This window comes from Promicromonospora panici (assembly GCF_900608595.1).
Lineage (GTDB): Bacteria > Actinomycetota > Actinomycetes > Actinomycetales > Cellulomonadaceae > Promicromonospora > Promicromonospora panici.
In genome coordinates this window covers 17,873-36,734 of the sequence record NZ_UWYY01000017.1, presented here as the reverse complement: position 1 = coordinate 36,734, position 18,862 = coordinate 17,873, and the positions used below count along the sequence as shown (strand labels likewise).

General features: G+C 70.7%; 22 protein-coding genes. 6 read left to right on the top strand and 16 right to left on the bottom strand.

The window, feature by feature from the left end:
- Window positions 1-21: 21 nt before the first annotated feature.
- Both EW117_RS19790 and EW117_RS19785 read left to right on the top strand, forming a co-directional pair.
- Window positions 22-483, top strand: a complete 462-nt coding sequence (locus EW117_RS19790) for an SRPBCC domain-containing protein (RefSeq protein ID WP_129788436.1) — start codon at window positions 22-24, stop codon at window positions 481-483.
- Complete coding sequence (locus EW117_RS19785) at window positions 480-848, top strand: ArsR/SmtB family transcription factor (protein ID WP_129788435.1); 369 nt, start codon at window positions 480-482, stop codon at window positions 846-848. The genes EW117_RS19790 and EW117_RS19785 overlap by 4 nt, the downstream gene beginning before the upstream one ends.
- A 7-nt stretch (window positions 849-855) precedes the next feature.
- Here EW117_RS19785 and EW117_RS19780 read toward each other — a convergent pair whose 3' ends face one another.
- From EW117_RS19780 to EW117_RS19750, 7 genes are all read right to left on the bottom strand, one after another.
- Window positions 856-1,737 (bottom strand): HAD family hydrolase, encoded by an 882-nt coding sequence (locus EW117_RS19780; protein WP_129788434.1) that lies wholly within the window; start codon window positions 1,735-1,737, stop codon window positions 856-858.
- Window positions 1,734-2,156: a type II toxin-antitoxin system VapC family toxin gene (locus tag EW117_RS19775; protein ID WP_129788433.1), complete on the bottom strand. Its 423-nt coding sequence runs from the start codon at window positions 2,154-2,156 to the stop codon at window positions 1,734-1,736. Before EW117_RS19775 ends, EW117_RS19780 begins: the two co-directional genes overlap by 4 nt.
- Complete coding sequence (locus EW117_RS19770; RefSeq protein WP_129788432.1) at window positions 2,153-2,392, bottom strand: type II toxin-antitoxin system Phd/YefM family antitoxin; 240 nt, start codon at window positions 2,390-2,392, stop codon at window positions 2,153-2,155. The genes EW117_RS19775 and EW117_RS19770 overlap by 4 nt, the downstream gene beginning before the upstream one ends.
- Window positions 2,393-2,467: 75 nt before the next feature.
- Window positions 2,468-3,634 (bottom strand): FAD-dependent monooxygenase, encoded by a 1,167-nt coding sequence (locus tag EW117_RS19765; protein WP_129788431.1) that lies wholly within the window; start codon window positions 3,632-3,634, stop codon window positions 2,468-2,470.
- The gene (locus EW117_RS19760; RefSeq protein ID WP_129788430.1) at window positions 3,631-4,284 is read right to left on the bottom strand and encodes a TetR/AcrR family transcriptional regulator; all 654 of its coding nucleotides are present in this window, start codon (window positions 4,282-4,284) and stop codon (window positions 3,631-3,633) included. Before EW117_RS19760 ends, EW117_RS19765 begins: the two co-directional genes overlap by 4 nt.
- A gap of 94 nt (window positions 4,285-4,378) precedes the next feature.
- Window positions 4,379-5,122: a sulfite exporter TauE/SafE family protein gene (locus EW117_RS19755; protein ID WP_129788429.1), complete on the bottom strand. Its 744-nt coding sequence runs from the start codon at window positions 5,120-5,122 to the stop codon at window positions 4,379-4,381.
- Window positions 5,123-5,126: 4 nt separating this feature from the next.
- The gene (locus tag EW117_RS19750; RefSeq protein ID WP_129788428.1) at window positions 5,127-5,747 is read right to left on the bottom strand and encodes a TetR/AcrR family transcriptional regulator; all 621 of its coding nucleotides are present in this window, start codon (window positions 5,745-5,747) and stop codon (window positions 5,127-5,129) included.
- 100 nt (window positions 5,748-5,847) lie between these two features.
- Between EW117_RS19750 and EW117_RS19745 the strand changes: the two genes are divergently transcribed.
- The 4 genes from EW117_RS19745 to EW117_RS29500 all read left to right on the top strand — a co-directional run bounded on the left by EW117_RS19745 (window position 5,848) and on the right by EW117_RS29500 (window position 10,657).
- A complete protein-coding gene (locus tag EW117_RS19745) occupies window positions 5,848-7,347 on the top strand; it encodes an MFS transporter (protein WP_129788427.1) in 1,500 nt (499 codons plus the stop codon).
- Between the two features lie 181 nt (window positions 7,348-7,528).
- Window positions 7,529-8,632, top strand: coding sequence for a flavin-containing monooxygenase (locus EW117_RS19740; RefSeq protein WP_129788426.1), 1,104 nt, complete (start codon window positions 7,529-7,531; stop codon window positions 8,630-8,632).
- A gap of 76 nt (window positions 8,633-8,708) precedes the next feature.
- Window positions 8,709-10,346 carry a response regulator transcription factor gene (locus tag EW117_RS19735; protein WP_129788425.1) on the top strand — a complete coding sequence of 546 codons (1,638 nt, stop codon included), beginning with the start codon at window positions 8,709-8,711 and terminating at the stop codon, window positions 10,344-10,346.
- Window positions 10,347-10,480: 134 nt separating this feature from the next.
- A complete protein-coding gene (locus EW117_RS29500; RefSeq protein WP_165362785.1) occupies window positions 10,481-10,657 on the top strand; it encodes a hypothetical protein in 177 nt (58 codons plus the stop codon).
- Between the two features lie 157 nt (window positions 10,658-10,814).
- On the opposite strand, the gene EW117_RS19730 is transcribed toward EW117_RS29500, so the two are convergent.
- From EW117_RS19730 to cpaB, 9 genes are all read right to left on the bottom strand, one after another.
- Window positions 10,815-11,309, bottom strand: a complete 495-nt coding sequence (locus tag EW117_RS19730; RefSeq protein WP_129788424.1) for a YajQ family cyclic di-GMP-binding protein — start codon at window positions 11,307-11,309, stop codon at window positions 10,815-10,817.
- A 128-nt stretch (window positions 11,310-11,437) separates the two neighbouring features.
- The gene (htpX, locus tag EW117_RS19725; protein WP_129788423.1) at window positions 11,438-12,370 is read right to left on the bottom strand and encodes a zinc metalloprotease HtpX; all 933 of its coding nucleotides are present in this window, start codon (window positions 12,368-12,370) and stop codon (window positions 11,438-11,440) included.
- 99 nt (window positions 12,371-12,469) lie between these two features.
- Window positions 12,470-13,132, bottom strand: a complete 663-nt coding sequence (locus EW117_RS19720) for a TetR/AcrR family transcriptional regulator (RefSeq protein ID WP_165362784.1) — start codon at window positions 13,130-13,132, stop codon at window positions 12,470-12,472.
- A gap of 66 nt (window positions 13,133-13,198) precedes the next feature.
- Window positions 13,199-13,843, bottom strand: coding sequence for a prepilin peptidase (locus EW117_RS19715; RefSeq protein ID WP_129788421.1), 645 nt, complete (start codon window positions 13,841-13,843; stop codon window positions 13,199-13,201).
- Between the two features lie 9 nt (window positions 13,844-13,852).
- Complete coding sequence (locus EW117_RS19710) at window positions 13,853-14,764, bottom strand: type II secretion system F family protein (RefSeq protein WP_207211951.1); 912 nt, start codon at window positions 14,762-14,764, stop codon at window positions 13,853-13,855.
- An 18-nt stretch (window positions 14,765-14,782) separates the two neighbouring features.
- Complete coding sequence (locus EW117_RS19705; RefSeq protein WP_129788420.1) at window positions 14,783-15,715, bottom strand: type II secretion system F family protein; 933 nt, start codon at window positions 15,713-15,715, stop codon at window positions 14,783-14,785.
- The gene (locus tag EW117_RS19700; protein ID WP_242504397.1) at window positions 15,712-17,247 is read right to left on the bottom strand and encodes an ATPase, T2SS/T4P/T4SS family; all 1,536 of its coding nucleotides are present in this window, start codon (window positions 17,245-17,247) and stop codon (window positions 15,712-15,714) included. Before EW117_RS19700 ends, EW117_RS19705 begins: the two co-directional genes overlap by 4 nt.
- Entirely contained in the window at window positions 17,244-18,089 is an 846-nt protein-coding gene (locus EW117_RS19695) for a CpaE/TadZ family protein (RefSeq protein ID WP_129788419.1), read from the bottom strand. Before EW117_RS19695 ends, EW117_RS19700 begins: the two co-directional genes overlap by 4 nt.
- Window positions 18,086-18,847, bottom strand: coding sequence for a Flp pilus assembly protein CpaB (gene cpaB, locus EW117_RS19690; RefSeq protein ID WP_129788418.1), 762 nt, complete (start codon window positions 18,845-18,847; stop codon window positions 18,086-18,088). The genes EW117_RS19695 and cpaB overlap by 4 nt, the downstream gene beginning before the upstream one ends.
- Between the last annotated feature and the right edge of the window lie 15 nt (window positions 18,848-18,862).

The window sequence follows — 18,862 nt, the reverse complement described above, 5'->3', positions numbered from 1 at the left end:
ACAACGAAAGGCTGGTCGGCGATGGAGTACGGCACGATCGAGCGCGAGATCTACATCGAGGCCTCACCCGAGATTGTCTTCGATGTCGTGAGCAACCCCGAGCACGTACGGGAGTGGTGGTCCGACGAGGCGGAGTTCGGCCCCGAGCCGGGGAAGCCGGGCTGGGTCAGCTTCGGGGACGTCACCCAGGACGGCAAGAAGGTTCAGCTCACGGTCGCCGACGCGGTGCCGTACACGCACTTCTCGTTCCGCTGGACCCACGAGGAGGGTGCGGTGGCCGTCGAGGGGAACTCGAACCTCGTCGTCTTCGAGCTGGTGCCGTCGGATGGCGGCACGCTCCTGCGGTTCATCGAGAGCGGCTTCCGCGAGCGCGGTTGGGACGAGGCGAAGGCGGCCGCCGTGCACGCGGACCACAGCTCCGGCTGGGACCACTTCCTGGCGAAGCTGCGGGAGTACGCCCCGAAGGTCGGCGCCGGGGCATGAGCGTGACGGTGGACGACGACCTGTGGTCCGCGATCGGGGACCCGATCCGCCGGCGGATGCTCGACCTGCTCTTGAGCGACGGCCGCGGGACGGCGACGAGCCTGAGCGAGCAGCTGCCCGTGACCCGGCAGGCCGTGGCGAAGCACCTCGGCGTGCTCGACCAGGCCGGCCTGGTGCACGGCACCACGGCCGGCCGGGAGAGGCTGTACCGCGTCGACCAGATGCAGCTCGCCCGCGCCGTCGGGCAGCTCATGGAGGTCGGCACCACCTGGGATGCCCGGCTCGGACGCATCCGCAGGATCGCCGAGCGCATCCAGCGCGAGGCCGAGGGCGCGGCCGGCGCCGGCGAGGAGTCGTCCCCCTGACTCGCGCCTACCGGCGTGGCCGGAGGGCTCCGTCGAGTGCGGCGGCCAGCTCTTCGGCCACGCCGTCGGCATCGTGGTGCCCGACGACGGCGTCCGCGCCGGCCAGGACGTCGCGGTGCGCGTTGGCGACGGCGATGCCGCGGCCCGCCCAGGTGAGCATCGGCAGGTCGTTGGGCATGTCGCCGAAGGCCCAGACGTCCGGCGCGTCGACGCCGAGCCGTGCGCACCAGCGCGCCAGGGCGGCCGCCTTGTCGACACCGGGCGGCATGAGCTCGGCCAGGCCGACGGCGCCCGAGTACGCCAGGTGCGCGCGCTCCCCCACTGCGCCGCGCACCGCGGTGAAGAACTGCTCCTGGGCGAGCCGGATCTCCTCCGGCGGGTCGACGAGGATGCCCGGCGGCGGGATGCGCGCGGGATCGAGCGCGAGGATCTTGGACACGGGGCCGCGAGCGCCGGCCGGGCCGAGCGTGTCCTCGACCGGTATCGACCAGAGGCCGGGGTCCAGGTCCGGTTCTCGGTTCGGGTAGTGCGGGTCGAACGCCACGCCGTCGGGCCGCTCGAAGGCGAGGGCGGCGTGCGGCAGAGCGGCCCGGATGCCCGACACGACGGCGCGTACGGCGTCGTCGTCGAATCCGCAGGTGTCGAGCGTCTCGCCGGAGGCGAGGTCCAGCACGCACGCCCCGCCGATGCAGATGACGCGGCCGTGGGCGCCGACCGTGTCGGCGAGGTGCGTCAGCCAGCGGGGCGGTCGGGCGGTCACGAAGACCACCTCGACGCCGGCCGCGTCCAGGTCCGCGAGGACCTGCCGGGTGCGGTCGGAGACCTTGCCGTCGCTGCGCAGCAGCGTGCCGTCGAGGTCGGTGGCGACCACCCGGGGCAGGCTGGTCACTGCCCGTCCCATGGGTTGACGAGCGGGACGGCCATCGGCTCGAAGTCCGCCACATTGCGTGTCACGAGGGTGAGACCGTGCACCTGCGCCGTCGCCGCGATGAGAGCGTCGTGGGCCGGCCGACGATCGGGCACGTGGAGCCGTGCCGCAGCATCGGCCACCACCTGGTCGACGTCCAGCACTCGCCCCAAGTAGCTGGGCAGAACGCTCTTCTCGAGCCAGACATCCAGGATCTCTGCTTGCTGCGGGTCGCGTCGTCGCTTCGACTCGATGCCGGCACGCAGCTCCAGCACGGTAATGACCGAGAGTGAGGTATCCGACGGGGACAGATCTCCGGCCCAGTCGTTGAACTGCTCCGAGCGCCGTTCAGCGGGCTTCCGGAGCTCGGACAAGACGTTGGTGTCCAGAAGGAACTTCACCAGTCGATCTCCCGCGTCGAGCCCTCGGGACGCACCGGTTCGAACTCGATCTCGTCCGGCATCACAAACGCGTCCGCCAGACTGACGTCGGTGCCCGTGAGCCGCTGGTAGTCCGCGAAGGTGAGTAGCACGTGCGACGGCCGACCGTGGTCGGTGATGACAACCGGACCGCGGGCGGCGGCCCGCTTGACCGCACTCACGTCGTGATTCAGCTCGCGAGAAGTGACAACACTCATCCACGATCACCTCCAATGTAGGTACGTACCTACAGTACGCCCCGAACGAGACCGCGTACAGGTCGCGCCCACGAGTCACGCACCGAGCTCGGCCATTGACCGATGGTTCTTGGGGAACAGCGGGCCGACCATGATCCGGTCGAGGCCGGGCAGCTTCATCGCGCGGAATCCCCACCGCCGCAGCAGGAGGGTGGCCATCCTGGTCGGCACGAACCATTCGGTCACCCGGTCCCGAGCCGCCTGCTGGACGCCGGTGGCGACCGGGCGCCAGCGCCGCTCGTAGTCCGCCAGCCCTTCGAGTACCGACGGCGCGGCCTGCAGCCGTTCGGCCAGCAGGTAGGCGCCCGCGACGCCGAGAGACGCGCCCTGGCCGGCGAGGAGCGAGACCGCGTAGGCGGCATCGCCGACCAGCCCGACCCGGCCGTCGGTCCAGCGCGGCGTGTCGATCTGGGCCACGTGGTCGTAGTAGATCTCGTCGGACGGCGGGCACTGCGCCAGGGCCTGCTCGGCCAGGTCCCCCATGCCTGAGAACGTCCGACGCAGCGCTTCGCGTGGGTCCTCGGGCAGCGTCGGGTCGTCGGTGCGGAACACGGTGAAGACGGCCACGCGGCCGCCGTCGAGCCCGTAGAAACCCAGCTGGCGGTTGAGCGTCTCGGTGAGCACGAACCGGCCGCGGACCCGCTCGAACGCCTCCGGGTCGGTGAACACGAACGCACCCGTCTGCATGCCGAGATACCGGAAGCAGTCGCGCTCCGGGCCGAAGACCAGTGAGCGGACGCCGGAGTGCACGCCGTCGGCCCCCACGATCAGGTCGGCGTCGAGAGCCGTGCCGTCGGAGAGCTCGACGTCGCTGCCGGAGATCCGGTCGATGGTGGTGCGGTAACGCAGGTCGACCGCACCGGCGACGGACTCGCGGAACAGCCGCTCGAGCTCGGGCCGCATGATGCTGACGATCGCGCCGTCGACGGCCTTGGCGAAGAGTCCGTAGTCGACGCTCACCGTCGTGCGGCCACGGTCGTCGATATAGCAGAACTCGTCGACGTCGCTGGCAAGCTCACGCAGCCTCGGCTCCAGGCCCATCGCGGCGACTGCCTCGAACCCGGGTCCGAAGAAGTCGATCATGTATCCCTGCGCGCGAGGGCCGGGCGCGCGGTCGACGACGTGGACCTCCCACCCGTAGTGGTTCAGGCGGTTGGCCAGGGCCAGGCCGGTGATGCCGGCGCCGCTGATCACGGCTCTCATCGTCGTGCTCCGTTCGGTTCGGCGGACTCGGTGGGCTTTGCGACGGCAATGGGCTTTGCGGCGGGCTCGGCCGGTTCGGCGGGTGCGGTGCTGGTGAGCACACGCAGAAGTGGGGCGATCCGCGACCCGGACAGCTCCGGGTCCAGCCCCTTGTGCAGGACGAACCCGTCGAAGACGGCCATGACCAGCCGTGCGGCGCCGTCCGGGGACGGGTGCCCGGCTTCGGCCAAGCACGTGGTGAGCGATGTGCGGAAGCTCGCCATCAGGTCGCTCATGCGCTCGCGCAGCTCGGGGTCCCGGGTGGCGGCGAGGTAGCCCTCGATGAACAGGAGGGACGCCGGGTCGGAGCCGTCGTACCGGTCGAGCTCGGTCAGCATCGCCTCGACGCCGTCGGCGGGACTCGCGGCGTCGGCGAGGAGAGTGGCCGTGCCGTCCAGCATCCCGCCCATCGCCTCCAGCGTTGCCTGGCGCAGCAGTGCCTGGACCGACTCGAAGTGATAGTGCACCAGCCCGTAGCGCACACCGGCCCGCTCGGCCAGGACGCGCGTGCTCACGCCGCTCCAGCCGACCTCCGCGATGAGGTCCCTGGCGGCCTCGAGCAGTCGTGCACGCACCTCTCGGCCACGCTGTGCATTGGTCGGACCGGGCATCCCGTGCACTCCTTGGTCGATCGTCTTGTACGATCGACCAAATATAGCCCCGACGTGCGCCTAAGCACAAGCGAGCGCCCAGGAAGCGGCGTCGTCAGCCGATCAGCAGAGCCGCCACCGACACCAGCGCGGACGTGACGAGCAGCGCGAGCACCACGCGCTCGTACCGCGAGCTGCCGAAGGCATGGAACGCCCGCGCCCCGACGAGCTGGCCCAGCAGCGCCGCGACCACGAGGGGCGGCCAGTACTCGTACGTCTGCCACGTACCCGCGATCACCAGGGCGGCGACGCTCAACGGGAGGCGCATCAGCGAGACGGTGACCAGCGTGTCGCGCATGGCGTGCGGCGTCAGGTCCCGATGGACCAGGTAGTACACGCTGGGCGGGCCGCCGAGCGAGGTAGAGGTGCTCAGCGCGCCCGAGAGAAAACCGGCAGGAACGGCCCAGTCGGACCGCACGACGACGCCACGTTCACGCGAGCGCACCCTCAGCAGCACGGCGCCGATGACCACGCAGGCGACGAAGACCTGCAGGCCGGTTGCCGGCAGCCAGGCCAGCAGCCAGGCGCCGACCAGCATGCCCGGCACGGACCACCCGGCAAGGGCCCATGCCTCCCGGCCGACGGGCCGCGGGACGCTGCGCCGCATCGCGAGGATCGCCACGTCGCAGACCGTGCCGGTGATGATGATCGTCGACACCGCTTCCGCACCGCCGATGGTCGCGGTCAGGAGCGGGGCGCTCAGCAGCGCGTACCCGAATCCGGAGAGCGACTGCAGCGCCGCGCTCACGAAGATCAGGCCGAAGAGCGCGCCGACCAGGACCGCGCCGTCGACCACCACCCGTTCAGGCGGTAGGCAGCCGGGCGGCGGGCAGGATGATCTTGTCGATGGTGGAGACGAGGAATTCGCGGTCCACGGGCTTGCCCAGCATGAGCACGCTGTACGCGACCATCGCCGGGCCGATCATGCACAGCCGCTCGACGTCGGCGTCCGCCGGGATCTCGCCGCGCTCGATCGCGCGCCGGAAGAAGATGCGGTTGACAGAGGCGCGCGGCTCGACGAGCGCGCTCTGCGCGGCGGCCGCGAGCTCGGGACTGCGGGCGATCATGGACGCGATCCCGGCCATCACCTTGAGCTTGCGCTCGCTCTCACGGATGCTCGGCGGCTTGACCATCGCGACGAGATCCCCGCGCAGCGTGCCCGTGTCGGGCAGGGCATCGAGGTCGATGTCCTTGGACTTCATACACGCGACGGCATCGAGCACGAGGTCGGCCTTGGAGGGCCACCTGCGGTAGAGGGTCGCCTTGCCCGCCTTGGCACGCGTGGCGACCATGTCGATGGTCATGCCGTCGTAGCCGGTCTCCGCCAGGACGTCGAGCGCGACTTCCAGGATCTCGGGATCGCGGGTGTGGTCCCTCTTACGTCCGAGGCGCGGTTTCACCTCGGCCTCGTCGACCTGCGTCATCGCGGGCGCCCTCCTCTTCTGTCCGCCTCGACCTTACCGCCAGGTAAATTATTGAACAACCCATATCCGGAACTGCCGAGTTCCGTATATGGTGAGGTCCATGTCCGAAACCTCAACACCCGCGACCGGCAGTCGTCGCTGGATCACGCTCGTCGTGGTCGGGCTCGCACAGCTCATGGTCGTGCTCGACGCGACGGTCGTGAACATCGCCCTCCCCTCGGCCCAGGCCGACCTCGGCTTCTCGGACGGCGCACGGCAGTGGGTCATCACCGCCTACTCCCTCGCCTTCGCCAGCCTGCTCCTGCTCGGCGGGCGCCTCTCCGACCTCATCGGCCGTAAGCGCACGTTCGTCATCGGCCTGATCGGCTTCGCGATCGCCTCGGCGCTGGGTGGCGCCGCCGGCACGTTCGAGCTGCTCGTGGCCGCCCGCGCCCTGCAAGGCGTGTTCGGTGCTCTGCTCGCTCCCACCGCGCTCGCCGTGCTCACCACGACCTTCACCGTTCCGAGAGAGCGCGCTCGTGCCTTCGGTGTCTTCGGCGCGATCGCCGGCGCCGGTGGCGCCGTCGGGCTGCTCCTCGGTGGCGTCCTGACGGAAGCGCTCGACTGGCGCTGGAACCTCTACATCAACGTCTTCATCGCGGCGATCGCCCTGGTCGGGGCTTTCGTGTTCATCCCGCGCATCAACCGCACCGGACCCCGGCCGAGGCTGGACGTCCCGGGCACCGTGCTCGTCTCCGGTGCGCTCTTCGGCCTGGTCTACGGATTCTCGAACGCCGAGACCGGCGGCTGGGACGCGCCGCTGACCTGGGGCATGCTGGCCGCTGCCGGCGTCCTGCTGGCCGGGTTCGCCGCCTGGCAGACGCGGGCCACGCACCCGCTCCTGCCGCTCTCGATAGTCCTCGACCGGAACCGCGGCGCCGCCTACCTCTCGGTGCTGATCGCAGGCGCGGGGATGTTCGGCATCTTCCTCTTCGTCACCTACTACCTGCAGCTCACGCTCGGGTACTCGCCGATCCAGACAGGGCTGGCATTTCTGCCCATGATCGCGATGCTCGTGCTCGCCGCGCAGCTCGGGACCAACCTGTTGGTGCCCCGGTTCGGCCCCAAGCTCATGGTGCCGGCCGGCATGACTCTGGGCGCCATCGGCATGGTCGACCTCACGTTCCTGGACGCCTCCAGCACGTACGTGCCGAACGTCCTCGCCCCGCTGATGATCATCGGCTTCGCGATGGGGACGATCATGCCCGCCTCGATGCAGACCGCCACGCTCGGCGTCGACCGGCAGTTCGCGGGCGTCGCGTCGGCGATGGTGAACACGAGCCAGCAGGTGGGCGGCTCGATCGGCACCGCCCTGCTGAACACCCTGGCCGCCACGGCCGCGGCCGACTATCTCGCGGCCCACACGCCGGTGACCGAGGCGGTCGGCGTGCAGGCGGCGGTCGCAAGCTACTCGACCGCGTACTGGTGGGGCGCTGGGTTCTTCGCCCTGGGTGCTGTGCTGTCGGCGCTGCTGTTCCGCCGGCGCGGTGACGGCCTGTCCCTGACCCAGGCGGAGCAGCCGGAGCCCGTGCGGGCGGCGGATCCGGTTCCGGTCGCCTGAGCCACCTCGTTGAGTGCTGGAGATTCGCCCCGATCCGGCGTGGAAATAGGCGAAGATCCAGCACTCAACGAAGCGGGCGTGGGGGGTTTTGCCCATCCGGCGGGGTGGGGGAATGGGCAGGGTGACCGATGTGTGGTGGCGGGGCGCCTTTCTACGGTCGAGGCGACCACGGAGGTGCGACATGACCACACAGCACATCGAGACGCTCGTCGTCGGCGCCGGCCAGGCCGGGCTCGCGACTGCCTATCACCTGCAGCGGCTGGGGCGCGAGTGCCTCGTCGTCGAGGCCAACGACCGGATCGGCGACAACTGGCGGTGCCACTACGAGAGCCTGCGGCTCTACACCCCCGCCAAGGCGAGCGGGCTACCGGGTCTCGCCTTTCCCGGCGACCCGTGGTCGTTCCCGGGCAAGGACGACATCGCCGGCTACCTCGAGCAGTACGCGCTGCAGCACGACCTACCCGTCCGCACCGGCACCCGCGTGACAGCTCTCGCACGGCGAGCCAACGGCTCCGGATTTGTCGCGACCGTCGGCGAGGACATTCTCACGTGCGACAACGTCGTGATCGCCACTGGCACGTTCGGCCGCGCCCCGTACGTGCCCGACGCCGCCGCGGGACTCGACGCCGGGATCCGGCAGCTGCACTCGAGCGAGTACGCCCGCCCTGCGCAGCTCGCACCGGGTGTGACCCTGGTGGTGGGAGCGTCCCACTCCGGCTGTGACATCGCGTACGAGGTCGCGGCGGAGCGGCCCACCATCCTCGTGGGGCGCGACACCGGCCGGATTCCCGTCTCGTGGGAGTCCCGGGGCCTGCACGTCGTGCTGCCCGTCATGTTCTTCGCGTGGCGCCACGTGCTGACGCGGCGCACCCCGGTCGGCCGGCGAATGATGAAGCACGTTCGCCACCATGGCGGACCGATGCTTCGCGTCAAGCGCGAGCACCTGGCGGCGCGCGGCGTCGAGTGGATCGAGGCGCGCGTCGTCGGCGTCACCGACGGGCTGCCACGGCTGGACGACGGGCGCGTGCTCGACATCGCCAACGTCGTGTGGTGCACGGGCTTCCGCCAGGACTTCGGCTGGATCGACCTGCCGGTCGTCGGAGAGGACGGCTGGCCCACCGAGTACCGCGGCGTCGTCGAGACGGAGCCGGGCCTCTTCTTCTGCGGGCTCGCATTCCAGTACTCGATGAGCTCCACCGTCCTGCCGGGGGTCGGGCGCGATGCCGAGTACCTGGCTCGCCGGATCGCCGCACCCGCCCGCCACCGGGTCCGCGTAGGCGGGTGATTCCACCGGCTCGGCGGTCTCCCGGCTCCCCATGACGGCCAGCCCGGCCTATCGTCGGACTGGGAGGTTCCCTGCTATGGGCGTGGTCGACGAGCTCCAGCGAGCGCGGGACGCGTTCGAGCGCGGCGAGTGGGTCTCCGCCTTCCGCGCCCTGTCCGACCTCGCGCCCGAGGCGGGCCAGGACCTGCACGTCGACGACCTCATGGCGCTCGCCACGACGGCCTTCCTGCTCGGCCGGCGCAACGACTGCGTCCAGGCGCTACAGCGGGCCCACCAGGTGGCGCTCGAAGGCGATGACGTGCTCGCCGCGGTCCGCGCCGCATCGACGCTTGCCCTGGTGCTGGCGCAGGGCGGCGAGGCCGCCGTCGCGGGCGGTTGGGTCGCCCGCGCCGAGCGGCTCCTCGAGAGCGTCGACGGCGACGTCGTCGAGCGGGGCCATGTCCTGGTGCTCAGGATGTTCCGGCACATCGGCGAAGGCGATATGGCGAGAGCGCTCGACGTCGCCCGCCGGGTGACGGGGTACGGGCAGCGTCATGGCGACGGCGACCTGCTGGCCCTGGGCCTGAACGCCGAGGGTCGCCTGCTGACCCACACCGGGGAGGTTCTCGAAGGGCTGCGGATCATGGACGAGGCCATGGTGGGGGTCGTGGCAGGCGAGGTGTCACCCGTCGTCGCCGGAATCGTCTACTGCTCCATGATCGAGGCCTGCACGTGGCTCGGGGACTTCGGCCGCGTCGCCGAGTGGACACACGCGCTGACGGCGTGGTGCGCGGAGCAACCTGGCCTCGTCGCCTTCACAGGTCAGTGCGCCGTGCACAGGGGCCAGCTCATGCGCCTCAACGGCGCCTTCGAGCCAGCGCTCGAGGAGCTGGAGCTTGCCGTCCAGCGCTATGCGGCGCAGGGCGGCAACCCCGCCGTCGCGCTGGCCCTCCAGGAACGGGGCGACGTGCTCCGGATCCTGGGCGAGTACAAGCTCGCGGACGAGGCGTACGACGCCGCCGGAGTATCGGGCGACGTCGCGACGCCGGGCCGGGCGCTGCTGTGGCTCGCCGAGGGCCGCCTCGACGCTGCGGTCGGGGCGGCCCGGCGCCAGCTGGACGAGGCGCACGACCCGGTGTCGCGCAGCCGGGTGCTGCCTGCCGCCGCCGATGTCCTCGTCGCCGCCGAGGCGGTCGACGAGGCGGCCCCACTCGTGGAGGAGCTCGGGCGCCTGGCGATCGCGTTCGACAGCCCAGCGCTGCGCGGCGCGGCCGGGTGCGCCGCCGCCCAGGTGGCACTGGCCCGCGGGGACGTCGCAAGCGCCGCGGAAGGCGCGCGCCGTGCCGTCGCGGCCTGGACCACGCTGTCCGCGGAGTACGAGGTCGCACGCTGCCGCACGCTGCTCGGACGGGCCTACCGCATGCAGGGCGACGAACCAGCGGCCGACGCCGAGCTCCGAGCGGCCCGCGCGGTGTTCGCCCGCCTTGGCGCCCTGCCGGCGGAACGAGAGTGCGCTCGTCTGCTCGGAGCCGCGCGGGCCCCGGGCGGCCTGAGCCCACGCGAGGTCGAGGTGCTGCGCCTCGTGGCCGCGGGCCGTTCGAACGCGCAGGTCGCGGACGCACTGTTCCTGTCGGAGAAGACGGTCGCCCGGCACCTGTCGAACATCTTCACCAAGCTCGGGGTGAGCTCACGCACCGCCGCGAGCGCGTTCGCGTACGAGCACGGCCTCCTGTGAGCCCGACGCCGCACCCGCTCCTGCCGGATCACTCCGGCGACTGACCTCCCGACGGTGGCTGAGGGTGCTTGAGAAGGACATTTTCCGCCTCACGGGGGAGGCGGACCGGTGCCTGGCGCCCGGATAATCGGCCCATGAGCGATACGATCTTCACGCCAGGAGCCCACGTACTGACTCTGCGCGGACGCGGCACCGTCGTCGATCTCCGTGCTACTCCCTCGGGCAAGTTCGTCGTCGGGGTCGAGGATGACAAGGGCGAGGTGAACTACTTCACCGAGAAGGCGCTCCGGCTCGAGGAGACCGAGCGGTAAGCGGCGCACCGGCTACCGAGGCCCCGCGAAGACCTCCTGACAGACCGAACGGGCGGCCACCGGTATCCCGGCAACCACCCGTCAGCCCGTGCTCAGCGTCCGCACCTGCGGACCGCGTGCGGTCTACCAGCCCAAAAAGAGCCGCTGACCTGCATGTTCACCGGTAGTTCGTGAACTGGAGGGCGAAGTCCAGGTCCGAGCCCTTCAGGAGGGCCATGACCTCCTGAAGCTGGTCGCGGGACTTGCTGGTCACGCGCACCTCGTCACCCGTGATCTGCGTCTTCACGCCCTTGGGGCCTTCTTCGCGGATGATCTTGGTGACCTTCTTCGCGGACTCGCCCGCCAGGCCCTCCTTGAGGGTCGCGGCGAGGCGATACTCCTTGCCGGACGGCTTGGGCTCGCGCTCACCGACGTCGATCGCCTTGAGCGAGATGCCGCGCTTGACCAGCTTGGTCTCGAAGACGTCGAGGGCGGCGAGCACGCGCTCCGACGAGTTGGCGACGATCACTATGCTCTCGCCGCTCCAGGTGATCGAGGCACCGACGTTCTTGAAGTCGTACCGCTGCGAGATCTCCTTGGCGGCCTGGTTCAGCGCGTTGTCGACCTCCTGGCGGTCGACCTTGCTGACGATGTCGAACGACGAGTCGGCCATGTGTTGCTCCTTCTGCGTAATACCCGGGCGCCCCTGCACGTCCGGTGGGAATCTGGACCACCGTATCCGCAGCCACGGGGTGCGACGAACGCATTCCTGGGCCGCGGCCGGGTGACCCCGGGGTGAGCTCAGAGCATCCCGGGCGGGGTGCCCCAGTCCGGGTCCGACGTCGGGCCGCCGATCCCGCCCTGGCCGTAGCCGCCCGACGGGCCGCCGGCCATGGCCTCGAGGCGGCGGATACGGTCCGGCATCGGCGGGTGGGTGGCGAACAGGCGGCCGATCCCCGCCCCGCGGAACGGGTTCGCGATCATCACGTGGGACACGTTGGTGAGCTCGCGGTCCTGCGGCAGCGGCGCGCGCTGCGTGCCCAGCTCCAGCTTGCGCAGCGCGGAGGCCAGCGCCAGCGGGTCGCCGGTGAGCCGGGCGCCGTCCTCGTCGGCGTCGTACTCGCGGGTGCGGGAGATCGCCATCTGGATGAGCATCGCGGCGATCGGGGCGAGCAGCGCCATGGCGAGCGCGGCCAGCGGGTTGCCGCCCTCGCGGCGGTCGCCGCCGCCGAAGAACAGCAGGAACTGCGCGAGTGCCGTGATGAGCCCGGCCAGCGCCGACGCGACCGATGCCGTGAGGATGTCGCGGTTGTAGACGTGCATGAGCTCGTGCCCCAGCACGCCGCGCAGCTCACGCTCGTTCAGGAGCTGCAGGATGCCCTCCGTGCAGCACACCGCGGCTTTCTGCGGGTTACGTCCCGTGGCGAACGCGTTGGGCGCCTTGGTGGGCGAGATGTACAGCCGGGGCATCGGCTGGCGCGCCGCCGTCGAGAGCTCGCGCACTATGCGGTGCATCTCCGGCGCCTGCAGCTCCGTGACCGGGTACGCGCGCATCGCTCGGATCGCCAGCTTGTCGGAGTTCCAGTAGCCGTAAGCTGTCGTGCCCAGCCCGATGAGCACGAAGATCCACAGCATGCCGGTGTTCCGCCCGAAGAGCGCCCAGAGCCCGAGGATCACGGCCCACATGCCACCGAACAGCGCGGCGGTCTTCAGCCCGTTGTAGTGCCTGTGCATCGCACTCCTTTCCACCCAGCCGAACGCGCCACGCGGGGTGGCGGTTCCCGGAGCAATGATCTCCCACTCCGGTTGCGGTCACGGAAACGGCGTGAGTCGTCAGGCCCGCCCAGCTCCGCCACCGGCTCCAGCGGGTACGGGTAGCCCCTCGCTGAAGAGGTTGAGCGCCTCGTGAACGAGCTTCACCAAGCGGTCACGCCCGTCGTCCGCGCTCCCCCACACGCGCAGCGCCGCCTTGATCCCGGCGACTCCCGCGGAGGCGACGAGCCACGGGTACATGTCCGTCTCTGCGTCGGTGCCGGTGTGCTCGGCGACCACGGCACGCAGCTCCGCCTCAATGTTCCCGAACCGGGCCGTCTGGACGTCGAGCAGGGAGGGGTACTGCTCCACCAGCGCGAGCATCTCGCGGATGTGGTCCAGCTGCTCGTCCGTGCGGTTCATGAAGAAGTCGGAGAACACCTCGCGGAGCGCCTGCAGCGGGGGGGCCTCCTGCAGGGCCTCGCGGAAGGTGGGCACGAACTGCTCAGGCTCTTGGGCACCCGCCGAGACGACGGCCTCCTCCTTGGAGGAGAAGTAGTTGGAGAACGTACGAGGCGAGACGATGGCGATGCGCGAGATCTCCTCGATGGTGACGTGGTCGAGGCCCTTCTCCAGGGTCAGCTGAAATGCCGCGGCGGCGATCCCGTCCCGCGTCATCTGCTTCTTGAGCTCCCTGAGCCCCGGGGCGGGACTGTCGTTCGGGGTGGTCTCCTCTGCGCTCATGGTCATAATCTACTCCATTCTCGCGCAATCGGTGAGTTTGCCCTATCGGAAAAATTTCACCCTAACCTAATACGAACAGGGCGGCGTCCACACAGTGGCGAGCGCTGCACCGAGGACCATCCACGGCCCGAACGCGACGTCCGACCGACGCGAGCGCCGGCGGACCAGGACGAGGAGCGCCGCGACGATTCCGGCGATCGCGAACGCCGACAGTGTGCCGAAGAGCACTTCCGGCCAGCCCAGCCAGCCGAGGTAGGCCCCGAGCAGCCCGGAGAGCTTCACGTCCCCCAGGCCCAGCCCGGAGGGCGAGACGAGGGCGAGCAGAAAGTACCCCGCGCACAGGACGACGGCGGCCAGCGCCGCACGGCCCAGCCGCGGCCACTCCCCCGAGACGGCCGCCGCAAGGGTCAGGGTCGCGATGAACGACAGGTAGGCCGGGCCCAGGACACGGTCCGGGATCCGCTGCTCGGCAAGGTCGACGGCGACCAACAGTGCACAGGCCAGGGCCAGGACGGTGAAGGCCACCGCCTCGGGCCAGGTCGGTGCCGCGGCCGCGGCACACGCGCCGCCCACGGCGGCCAGGGCGGCGAGCACCAGGGTACGGAGCCACGCGGAAGGTACTGTGGCCACCCTCTTTTGTACCCAGCGGGCGCAGGCGGCCGCGAGGACGCCGGCGACGACCGCGGCGAGGAGGACGGGTACGGGTTCCATGAGCGCGCCTCACCCGCTGAACGCCGCGAGGACGCCCAGTACCGCCGGCCCGAGCAGGACGATGAACAGGACCGGCAGGATGCAGAGCATCAGGGGGAAGATCACCTTGACGGGGATCTGCATCGCCTTCTCCTCGGCGCGCTGGCGCCGCTTCTTGCGCATCTCGTCGGCCTGCGTGCGCAGCACGTCGGCGATCGCGATGCCGTAGGCGTCCGCCTGGACGACGGCGCGGACGAACCGGCGCAGGTCCTGCACATCGGTCCGGGCGGCAAGCAGGTCGTAGGCCTCCCGGCGGGACAGGCCCATCCGCATGTCCTGGAGCGTGCGGACCAGCTCCTCGGCCAGGGGGCCGGTGCCGTTCTTTCCCGTCCGTGCCATCGCCGCCTCGAATCCCAGGCCGGCCTCGACGGCGATCGTCATCTGGTCCAGCGTGTCCGCCAGCTCCAGCCCGATCGCCTTGCTGCGTTCCTGGGCCCGGCTGTACAGCAGCAGCTCCGGCAGGAAGTACGCCACCAGGGTGACGACGGCCCCGAGCACGACGGCGAGCAGGCCAGGGGCCGCGGTCGCGAACAGGAGGCTCAGGGTCACGCCGCCGGCCGCGAGCAGGATCTTGCCCGCCAAGAGGCGGTCGAGCGGCCAGGCCGGCGGCCGACCCGCGCGACTCAGCAGCCGTTCGAGGCGCTCGGCGGCTTTCAGCGGGGTGAGCCGCCTGACGAGCAGGGCGGAGCCGCGGGGCGCCTCGTCGTCCGCGACACCGAGGCTCGCAGGGGTGTCCGACGCCAGCCCGCGACGGAGATTCTTGCGGACCATCCGCCGGTCGTGGACCGAGGGGTCCAGGAAGACCCAGGCGAGCACGGCGAGCGACAGCCCGATGGCGACGATGGCGGCCAGCGCGACCGGTGTCAGGATGAGGGGTGACATGAGGTGCGATCCTCCGGATCAGAAGGTGACTCGGACGGACTTGCGGAGCCAGAGCCCGCCGATGACCAGCAGGACAGCGCTCGCAGCGATCATGAGGTATCCGATGAGACCGCTGGTGAAGGCGGCGATGTAGGCGGGGCTCGTCAGGGCCAGGAAGCCGGTGATGCCGACCGGGAGCGCCATCAGCACGTAGGCCGAGAGCTTCCCCTCGGCGGCGAGCGCCTTGACCTGCCGCCGGACGGTGTTGCGCTCGCGGATGGTGTTCCCGACGCCGTCGAGCACATCGGCGAGGTTCCCGCCGACCTCGCGGTTGATGGCGATGGCCTGGGAGACCCAGACGAAGTCCTGACTGGCCACGCGGGCGCCGGCTTCGTCCAGCGCCTCGCCGAGGTCGCGTCCGACGCGGACCTCGTTGATGACGCGGGAGAGCTCCTCTGAGGTGGGCTCGTCGCTCTCGCGCGCGACCGAGGCGAGGGACTGCAGGAGGCTGTGCCCTGCCCGCAGGCTGCCCGCCATGAGCTGCAGCGAGTCGTCGAGCTGGTCGGCGAACGCGTCCTGGCGGTGCTTGGTGCGCACGGCCAGCCCGAGCCGGGTGACGACCGGGACGAGGACCGCCAGCAGGAACGCCATGAAGGTGCTGCCGAGCAGCAGCCCGGCAGCGAAGACGCATACCGCTGCGACGATCTGCAGGAACACGATGTCCTGGAGGCGCATCCGCACCCCCGCGGACTCGAGGACGTGGTCGGCCGCGTCCGTGCCGCGCCGCCGCAGCAGGGCGTCGAGCGCGGTGGTCGCCGCGGCCGCGCCGCGTTCGAGCATCCCCGACCGCGACTCAGGTACGGGGCGCCGGCGTTCCAGGGGAAGGCGGTTGCCGGACCCGAAGATCGCGTAGACGGCGGCCAGCGCGGCGACCCCCACGGCGGCGAGCCCTGCCAGCACGATGCCGCTCATCGGCGTGCCCCCGTCTCGGTGGCGCCGAAGACGGACGGCGAGAGCGTGATGCCCAGCTCTGCGAAGCGGTCGGTGAACCGGGGCCGCACGCCGGTGGCGACGGGCGTGCCGCGGAACCGGCCGGCGCCGTCCACGCCAGCCGCGTAGTCGAAGAGGAACGCGTCCTGCAGTGTCACGGTCTGGCCCTCCATACCCTGTACCTCCGTCACCGCGGTGACTCGGCGGGTTCCGTCCTTGAGGCGCGTGAGCTGCACGACGACGTCGACCGCCGACGCGATCTGCTCGCGGACGGCGCGCAGGGGCAGGTCCATGCCCGCCATGAGGACGAGCGTCTCCAGGCGCGCGATGGCATCCCTCGGGGAGTTCGCGTGCACGGTCGAGAGCGAGCCGTCGTGGCCGGTGTTCATCGCCTGGAGCATGTCGAGCGTCTCGCCGCCGCGGACCTCACCGACGACGATGCGGTCGGGGCGCATACGCAAGGAGTTGCGCACGAGCTCGCGGATGCCGACCTCGCCCTTGCCCTCGACGTTCGGCGGCCGGCTCTCGAGCCGCACCACGTGATCCTGCTGGAGCTGGAGCTCGACGGCGTCCTCGATCGTGACGATCCGCTCGCTCTCGGGGATGAACGACGACAGCACGTTGAGGAGCGTCGTCTTACCGGTGCCCGTACCACCGGAGACGATGATGTTCAGGCGCGCCTCGACGCAGGCCCGCAGCAGCTCGGCCATGTCGGGGGTCAGCGTCCCGAACCGGATGAGGTCGTGCACCTTGAACGGGTCCCTGGAGAACTTTCGGATCGTCAGCGAGGACCCGTTGAATGCCAGGGGCGGGACTACCGCGTTCACGCGCGATCCGTCAGCGAGGCGTGCATCGACCAGCGGGGACGACTCGTCGATCCGCCGGCCGACGCGGAACACGATGCGCTCGATGATGCGGCGCAGGTGCTCCTCGGACTTGAAGCGGGCGTCGCTGCGCTGCAGCATGCCGGACTGCTCGACATAGACCTGGTCGGGACCGTTGACCATGATCTCCGTGACCGCTGGGTCGTCGAGGAAGCGCTGCAGCGGGCCGTGGCCCAGCACATCGTCCTGCACGTCGCTGATGAGGCGCTGCTGCTGCTCCGCGGTGAGGGGGACGTCCTGCTCCTCGACGACGTGGTTCAGCTCGCTGCGCACGATCGTGTGCAGCTTCTCCTCGCTCAGCGACGGGTCGTTGAGGCGGGTCCCGAGCCGCTCGAACAGGGCCGACGCCGCAGTGTCCTTGAGCCGGGCCAGCGCGTCACCGTGCGGTTTCACCGGCGGACCGGCGACGGGCGTGGAGGTGCGTGCGGACAGGCTACGGCCGGACCCGGCCGGCGTGGGCCGCGGCGCGGTCTCGGGCGTCGCGGCCGCCTCGGGCACCGGCTCACCCAAGGGCGCAGCAGTGGGCACGGACGCGGTGGACGGACCGGTGGGTGCGGAACCCGGGTCCGCAACCCCGGGCAACGTGACCCGCGCTGGGTTCGCGACGGCCAGCCGCTCGCTCAGCTTCATCGCACACCTCCGACCTGGTGGTGCCGTCCCCGCAGCCGCTCGTCCTCGGACTCCGGCGCGGTGTAGCGCCCCACCAGAGTGCGGAGCTGCTTGGTCATCGGGTCCCGCACCCCGCTCTGGAGCAGCGGCACGCCGAGGTTGACGGAGGCAGGGATCGCCTTCGACCGGGGCAGCAGCAGGTCGACGCCGGTCCCGAGCGTGGCCTCGGCGTCTGCCACCGACAGCCAGCTGTTCCGCTCGACGAAGTTGAGCGCGACGAACCGCGAGCCGACGAACATGCCGAGCGCGTCGAGAGTCAGGAGCTCCTTGCGCAGGCCCCGGACTCCCGGAACGTCCAGGCTGGTGACGAGGAGCGGGTGGGTGGTCTCGTCCAGCGCCGCGAGGGTGTGCTCGGACAGGCCGGGCGCGGTGTCCACCACGACGTACTTGAAGTCCGCGGCGAGCGTCGCGAGCAGACGGCGCACGTCGGAGTCGGTCACGACGTCAGCGGCCGCGGGCGAGTCGACACCGCAGATGACGTGCAGCCCGGTCTCGTGCTGGGTGAGGAAGGTCATGAGGACCATCGAGTCGCCGCTGCCGACGCCCTGCACGGCGTCCGCGAGGCTGTGCTGGGGCGTCAGGTTGAGCGCCGTGGCGACGTCGCCGAACTGGACGTCGAGATCCACCAGGACCGTGGAGCCGGGCTCCGCCTTGGCAAGGCCGACGGCCAGGTTCGTCGCGACGGTAGTCTTGCCGACCCCGCCCTTGGGCGAGATCACGCTCACGACCCGCCCGCGGGGCGCAGCCACGTCGCGCTGCGATGAGGCATCGGCCGCAGTGGTGGCCAGGACAGATGTGGTCATCCCAACAACTCCTCTTCGGTTACGGTTCGGGTGCCATCACGCGGGGCGCCTACCGGCTCGCGGGACAGCCAGATGCTGCCGATCTCCTGGCTCCAGACGAGCGTCTCGGCGTCAGGGGCGGACAGGGCGAGGGTCACCACGACGCTGCCTTCGGGCACGGCGGGGGCCTCTTGTTCGGCGCCTCCTGCGGGTTCGGCGTTTCCTGCGGGTTCGGCGCCTCCTGCGGGTTCGGCGTCCGGCGGGGGGAAGCCGCCCTCGACGCGCGTGACGAGCGCCTCGTGCAGGACCTGGTGCGTCCGGCGGCTCTCGTGCGAGGTAGTGAAGACGCCGACCGTCTGGCCGGCGACGAGGCTGCTGCCGACGACCCGCTGGGACTCGAGCATGATCGAGATCTCGTGCATCCCCTTGGGGATGTCGACGGCGCCGTCCTTCTCCTTCTTGGGTGGGGCGAACCGTTCGGCGAGCACCTGTTCGCCGGCAACCAGGTCAGCGGTCACCTCCTGGCCGGCTACGTCGTCCAAGCTGGTCAACGCGCCGGGGGCGACGGCTCTGGCGGGCAGTACCTTCGGCGCCACCAGCTCGGCAAGGTCCTCGGCCTTGGTGCCGGCCGCGACCGACTGGGTCACCACCAGCACGCTGGTGGTCTTCATGCCGGCCATTGCCCGCTGGTCGGCGCCCGCGACGTAGCCGGTCAACAGGACCACGCCGACTATGGCGAGCAGTATGGCCGCGACAGCGGCGACGATTCGACGACGCACAGATGTGGTCCTTTC

Excerpts from the sequence above, each read along its gene's own strand:
- EW117_RS19790 (WP_129788436.1), top strand. The coding sequence starts at position 22 with ATGGAGTACGGCACGATCGAGCGCGAGATCTACATCGAGGCCTCACCC.
- EW117_RS19785 (WP_129788435.1), top strand. The coding sequence starts at position 480 with ATGAGCGTGACGGTGGACGACGACCTGTGGTCCGCGATCGGGGACCCG.
- EW117_RS19770 (WP_129788432.1), bottom strand. The coding sequence starts at position 2,392 with ATGAGTGTTGTCACTTCTCGCGAGCTGAATCACGACGTGAGTGCGGTC.
- EW117_RS19765 (WP_129788431.1), bottom strand. The coding sequence starts at position 3,634 with ATGAGAGCCGTGATCAGCGGCGCCGGCATCACCGGCCTGGCCCTGGCC.
- EW117_RS19760 (WP_129788430.1), bottom strand. The coding sequence starts at position 4,284 with ATGCCCGGTCCGACCAATGCACAGCGTGGCCGAGAGGTGCGTGCACGA.
- EW117_RS19750 (WP_129788428.1), bottom strand. The coding sequence starts at position 5,747 with ATGACGCAGGTCGACGAGGCCGAGGTGAAACCGCGCCTCGGACGTAAG.
- EW117_RS19745 (WP_129788427.1), top strand. The coding sequence starts at position 5,848 with ATGTCCGAAACCTCAACACCCGCGACCGGCAGTCGTCGCTGGATCACG.
- EW117_RS19740 (WP_129788426.1), top strand. The coding sequence starts at position 7,529 with ATGACCACACAGCACATCGAGACGCTCGTCGTCGGCGCCGGCCAGGCC.
- EW117_RS19735 (WP_129788425.1), top strand. The coding sequence starts at position 8,709 with ATGGGCGTGGTCGACGAGCTCCAGCGAGCGCGGGACGCGTTCGAGCGC.
- EW117_RS29500 (WP_165362785.1), top strand. The coding sequence starts at position 10,481 with ATGAGCGATACGATCTTCACGCCAGGAGCCCACGTACTGACTCTGCGC.
- EW117_RS19730 (WP_129788424.1), bottom strand. The coding sequence starts at position 11,309 with ATGGCCGACTCGTCGTTCGACATCGTCAGCAAGGTCGACCGCCAGGAG.
- htpX (WP_129788423.1), bottom strand. The coding sequence starts at position 12,370 with ATGCACAGGCACTACAACGGGCTGAAGACCGCCGCGCTGTTCGGTGGC.
- EW117_RS19720 (WP_165362784.1), bottom strand. The coding sequence starts at position 13,132 with ATGAGCGCAGAGGAGACCACCCCGAACGACAGTCCCGCCCCGGGGCTC.
- EW117_RS19715 (WP_129788421.1), bottom strand. The coding sequence starts at position 13,843 with ATGGAACCCGTACCCGTCCTCCTCGCCGCGGTCGTCGCCGGCGTCCTC.
- EW117_RS19710 (WP_207211951.1), bottom strand. The coding sequence starts at position 14,764 with ATGTCACCCCTCATCCTGACACCGGTCGCGCTGGCCGCCATCGTCGCC.
- EW117_RS19705 (WP_129788420.1), bottom strand. The coding sequence starts at position 15,715 with ATGAGCGGCATCGTGCTGGCAGGGCTCGCCGCCGTGGGGGTCGCCGCG.
- EW117_RS19700 (WP_242504397.1), bottom strand. The coding sequence starts at position 17,247 with ATGAAGCTGAGCGAGCGGCTGGCCGTCGCGAACCCAGCGCGGGTCACG.
- EW117_RS19695 (WP_129788419.1), bottom strand. The coding sequence starts at position 18,089 with ATGACCACATCTGTCCTGGCCACCACTGCGGCCGATGCCTCATCGCAG.